The organism is uncultured Corynebacterium sp., from assembly GCF_902782855.1.
Lineage (GTDB): Bacteria > Actinomycetota > Actinomycetes > Mycobacteriales > Mycobacteriaceae > Corynebacterium.
On sequence record NZ_CACZOO010000234.1, the window covers coordinates 1 to 5,161 of the forward strand.

A 5,161-nucleotide genomic window follows, 5' to 3' on the forward strand; every position below is an offset into this window, starting at 1 on the left:
GGGGGTGAGGGGGTGCAGCGGCGTCCACCGGACGTCGCCGCCGGTCATCACCGTCAGTGTGCGCGGGCGCACACACCCAGTGCGGACATGACCCTGTTCAGTTCACTTTTGCTCATGACATCATCTGTGGTCAGACCGGGAGGGTGACCGCCCCACCCCGGACCAACGACCGCACGAGGTGACCATGTCAGTACAGCAACGATCATCCACCGCATCCGGTTCCGGACCCTCCGGCATGTCCCGGGACACATCGGACGCCACCACGAGACGAGGGCTCTACCGGGTCGTCTCGGCGTCCATGGCCGGGACCATCGTCGAGTGGTACGAGTTCTTCCTCTACGCCACGGCAGCCACCCTGGTGTTCAGCAAGATCTTCTTCCCGGAGAACGACAATCCCGCCGTCGGCATCATCGCCGCCTTCGCAACCTATTCCGTCGGCTTCATCGCCCGCCCCCTGGGGGGCATGATCTTCGCCCACTTCGGTGACCGCTACGGGCGCAAGCACCTTCTCCAGGTCGCGATCATCATCGTCGGCGCATCCACGTTCCTCATGGGTTGTCTCCCGACCTTCGACCACATCGGCCCCCTCGCCCCGGTCCTCCTCGTCGCACTGCGGTTCATTCAGGGCATCGCCGTCGGCGGCGAGTGGGGCGGCGCCGTTCTGCTCGTCGCCGAGCACTCCCCCAACAAGGAGCGCGGCTACTGGGCCAGCTGGCCGCAGGCCGCACTGCCCCTCGGCAACCTGCTGGCGACGATCGTCCTGCTGATCCTGTCCTGGGTTCTCACCGATGGGCAGTTCCTCAGCTGGGGTTGGCGGGTCGGCTTCTGGCTCTCCATCGTCATCGTCGCCGTCGGCTACTACATCCGCACGAAAATCGAGGACGCCCCGATCTTCCAGGAGACCCGCCGGGCCATCGAGGAGTCCGTCGTCGCGAACGGGAACGCGTCTGCCACGTCCGCCGGCGAGCCGGTCGCCGAAGTCCGGTACGGCATCTTCGAGGTGCTGAAACGGTATCCGCGCGGCGTCCTCATCGCCATGGGTCTGCGCTTCGGGGAGAACATTCTCTACTACATGGTCGTGACCTTCTCCATCACCTACCTGTCGGTGTGGCAGGACGTGGACACCAGCAGCATTCTCGGCCTCATCCTCATCGCCCACTTCTGCCAGTTCCTCATCGTCCCGGTCCTCGGTCGGCTCAGCGACCGGGTCGGACGACGCCCCGTCCTCATCACCGGCGCCTGCCTCGCGGTCTTCTGGGGGTTCGTGGCCTTCCCGCTGCTCAGCACCAGGAATCCGGTGGCGATCCTCGCTGCCCTGCTGATCGGTCTCGGGGTCCACAGCCTCATGTACGCGGGCCAACCCGCGGTGATGGCGGAGATGTTCCCCACCCGGATGCGTTATGCCGGGGTGTCGTTCGGCTACCAGGTCACCTCGATCGTGGCAGGTTCCCTGGCCCCGATCATCGCCACCGCCCTGCTCTCCGGGTTCGACTCCTGGATCCCGGTCGCCCTCTACGTCTCCCTGGCCGCGGTCGTCACCCTCGTCGCCGCCGTGGCCCTTCGTGAGACCCGCGGTGTCCGTCTGGAGGACATCGACGCCGAGGACCGTGAGCGGCACATCGCCTCCCCCTCAGCGGTTTCCGGGATCCGGGTGTAGCGCCGCCAGTGTGGCGCGCACGGCGGGGTTCCGGAAGTTCTCCTCCCGGACCACCGCCCAGTAGGACGCCCCGTGGCGGAACTCCCCGGGGAGGACGGGGATGAGCCTGGGGTCCGTCACCGCGAATTCCGGGAGCAGTCCGATCCCCGTACCCGCCAGCGTCGACGCGATGTGCGCGAAGACGCTGGTCGAGCTGATGCCGTACCGGTATTTCGGGATGCGGCGGATACCGAGGTCGAGTTCGTCGACCTGGAGCGCGGTCTCGATGTAGTAGTTGATCCGGTGGTCGGCGAGGTCGGCGACACCGGTGGGGACGCCGGCCGCGTCAAGGTACTCCCGTGTGGCGTACAGGCGGAGGTTGTAGTCGCAGAGTTTCGTCGTCACGGCCTTGTTGACGACCGGCTCCCCGATCACCACCTCGATGTCTGTACCGGCCCGGCGTTGTCTCACCTGTTGGGTGGCGGTGACGATCTCGAGGTGGACGCCCGGTTCGCGGCGCTGGAACTCCGCCAGCCCGGGGATGGCCAGGACGCTGGTGAAGGCGTCGGGGGCGGCGACGGTCACGGTGCCCCGGATACGCGACTCCTTCCCTTCCGCGAGGGCCGAAAGCCCGTTCAGGGCACTCTCTGCACGCTCCGCGGAGGGCAGCACCTTCGCCCCGAGATCCGTGACCACCCAGCCGTCGCCGCCATGGGCGAGCAGCTTCCCGCCGAGGGCTTTCTCCAGGTCGGCGATACGCCGGGAGACGGTGGAGTGGTTCACCCCCAGGGCGCGGGCGGACGCGGTGTACCGGCCGAGTCTGGCGACGGTGAGGAAGGTGACCATCCCTTCCAGGTGGTTCGTGTGAATCCGTGGTGACATGCCACCGATTGTGCATTGATGCACAGCACCCGTGCAATATCACCGCCGTCCCGGGCATTGATTCGCAGCCCTCCTGCTTTTAGTTTGGAATGTGCATCACACTGAACCACAGACCGTGGCACCCGCCATACCGTGGACAACCGGAAGGACACAGACCGTGAACACCATCGCATGGATCGGCATCGGCAACATGGGCGCCCGCATGTGCAGCCACCTCGTCAAGGCAGGCTTCACCGTGCAGGGCTACGACCTGAACCCGGATGCTGTCGCCACCGCCGCAGAGCACGGCGTCCACCCCACAGCCAGCGTCGCCGAGGCGGTCGCCGGCGCGGACGTCGTCTTCACCATGCTGCCCAAAGGTCAGCACGTTCTCAGCGTCTTCGACGGTCCCGACGGCGTCTGGGCCCACGCCGACAAGAGCACACTGCTGGTCGACAGCTCCACGATCGACATCGCGTCATGCCGCCTCCTCCACGAGCGTTCGGCAGCGCAGGGTTTCCGGTTCGTGGATGCCCCCGTCAGCGGTGGTATCAGTGGCGCGGCCGACGGCACCCTCGCCTTCATGATGGGTGGGGAGGCGGCGGACAAGTCCCGGGCGGCGACGTTCATCGGGCCGATGTCCGGGAAGATCTTCGACGCCGGCGAAGCAACCATGGGCATCGCCGCGAAGATCGTCAACAACATGATGCTGTGCATCGACATGCTGGCGAACTCCGAGGGGTCCCAGCTCGCTGAGCGCCTCGGACTGGACCCGAAGGTGTTCTGGGAGATCGCCAGCGCGTCCTCCGGCCGGTCCTGGGCGCAGCAGACCTGGTACCCGGTGCCCGGCGTCATCCCGACCTCCGCGGCGGACCACAACTTCGACGCGACCTTCACCGTCGACCTGGCCCGCAAGGATGTCGGCCTCGCACTCGAGGCGGGGAAGGACGCCGGCATCAACCTGCCCGCCGCCGGACTGGTCTCCGGCCAGTTCGACCGGCTCATCGAGGAGGGGCTGGCCGCCAAGGACTGCATCCTCATCGCCAAGTACGTGAACCCGGACGAGAGCCTGCGCGGCTGGAACCCGGATACCGACTCCGGCTCCGGCTCCGGCTCAGACGCCGCCTGACCACCCCTTCTGCCCCGTATCCCGAAAGGACCACCATGACCGCGACACTCCAGACCCCGCTGTACCACCTGATCGGCGGTGAGCAGCAGCTCGCAGGCGACGGCCGCACCGGGGCCGTCCACAACCCGGCCACCGGTGAGCAGACCGGCGAGGTGCCCCTCGCCGACGTCGCCACCCTCACCCACGCCGTCGACGTCGCCGCCGCCGCACTGCCCGGCTGGCGTTCCACCGGCATGGCCAGGCGGGCGAACATCATGTTCAAGCTCCGCGAGATCATCGTCGCCCGCCGCGCCGAACTGGCCGCCATCGTCACCGCCGAGCACGGCAAGGTCCTCGACGACGCCGACGGCGAGATCACCCGCGGCCTGGAGAACGTCGAGTTCTGCGCCGGGCTGGTCCACCACATGAAAGGCGAGTCCCTGGAACAGGCGTCCACCGGCGTCGACGTCTCCCAGATCCGCCAGCCCGTCGGCGTCGTCGCCTGCGTCACCCCGTTCAACTTCCCGGTCATGGTCCCGCTGTGGATGGTCACCACCGCCATCGCCGCGGGCAACACCGTGATCCTCAAGCCCAGTGAGAAGGTCCCCTCCGCCGTACTCTGGCTCGCCGAGGCGTTCCGCGAGGCCGGCCTGCCCGACGGTGTGCTCAACGTCGTCCACGGTGACAAGGAGACCGTCGACGCCATCCTCGACGAGCCGCGCATCAAGGCCGTGAGCTTCGTCGGTTCCACCCCGATCGCCAGGTCGATCTACACCCGCGCCGCAGCCAACGGCAAGCGTGTCCAGGCGCTCGGCGGGGCGAAGAACCACATGGTCGTCATGCCCGACGCCGACCTCGACGCCGCCGCAGACGCCGCGGTCTCCGCCGGCTACGGTGCCGCCGGTGAGCGCTGCATGGCCGTGTCCGTCGTCGTCGCCGTCGGATCAATCGCCGATGATCTCGTCGCCAAGATCGGTGAGCGGATCAAGGGCGTGAAGGTCTGCGACGGTACCGTCCCCGGTGCGGACATGGGGCCGGTGATCACCGCCGCAGCCAAGCAGCGCATCGAGGGCTTCGTCGCCGGTGCCGCCGCCGAGGGCGCCACCGTCGTCGTCGACGGCCGCGACCACGACCTTCCTGAACAGGGCTTCTTCACCGGACCGACCCTGATCGACAACGTGAGGCCGGGCATGGCCGTCTACGACGAGGAGATCTTCGGCCCGGTGCTCTCCGTCGTTCGGGTCGACACCTACGACGAGGCCGTGGCGTTGATCAACAACTGCCGGTACGCCAACGGTACGGCGGTGTTCACCCGTGACGGACGCACCGCCCGGTCGTTCAAGTTCGACATCGAGGTCGGCATGGTCGGTATCAATGTGCCGATCCCGGTGCCGATCGGGTCATTCTCGTTCGGCGGTTGGAAAGACTCCCTGTTCGGCGACACGCACATGTACGGCCCGGAGTCATTCAACTTCTACACCCGGCGCAAGGTCGTCACCGAACGCTGGCCGCTGCCGTCCGAGTCCCAGATCACCATGGGCTTCCCGGTGAACTGA

4 protein-coding genes are annotated in these 5,161 nt (G+C 67.3%); 3 read left to right on the top strand and 1 reads right to left on the bottom strand.

The window, feature by feature from the left end:
* Positions 1 to 235: 235 nt before the first annotated feature.
* Complete coding sequence (locus tag QZV72_RS09715) at positions 236 to 1,657, top strand: MFS transporter (protein ID WP_297007917.1); 1,422 nt, start codon at positions 236 to 238, stop codon at positions 1,655 to 1,657.
* Here the strand turns inward: QZV72_RS09715 and QZV72_RS09720 are convergent.
* Entirely contained in the window at positions 1,631 to 2,518 is an 888-nt protein-coding gene (locus QZV72_RS09720; RefSeq protein WP_297007921.1) for a LysR family transcriptional regulator, read from the bottom strand. The two genes, QZV72_RS09715 and QZV72_RS09720, sit on opposite strands and share 27 nt — an antisense overlap.
* A gap of 73 nt (positions 2,519 to 2,591) precedes the next feature.
* Between QZV72_RS09720 and mmsB the strand changes: the two genes are divergently transcribed.
* Both mmsB and QZV72_RS09730 read left to right on the top strand, forming a co-directional pair.
* Complete coding sequence (gene mmsB, locus QZV72_RS09725; protein WP_297007927.1) at positions 2,592 to 3,626, top strand: 3-hydroxyisobutyrate dehydrogenase; 1,035 nt, start codon at positions 2,592 to 2,594, stop codon at positions 3,624 to 3,626.
* A gap of 35 nt (positions 3,627 to 3,661) precedes the next feature.
* A complete protein-coding gene (locus QZV72_RS09730) occupies positions 3,662 to 5,161 on the top strand; it encodes a CoA-acylating methylmalonate-semialdehyde dehydrogenase (protein ID WP_297007924.1) in 1,500 nt (499 codons plus the stop codon).

Coding starts and splice junctions, on each gene's coding strand:
- QZV72_RS09715 (WP_297007917.1), top strand. CDS start 236: ATGTCCCGGGACACATCGGACGCCACCACGAGACGAGGGCTCTACCGG.
- QZV72_RS09720 (WP_297007921.1), bottom strand. CDS start 2,518: ATGTCACCACGGATTCACACGAACCACCTGGAAGGGATGGTCACCTTC.
- QZV72_RS09730 (WP_297007924.1), top strand. CDS start 3,662: ATGACCGCGACACTCCAGACCCCGCTGTACCACCTGATCGGCGGTGAG.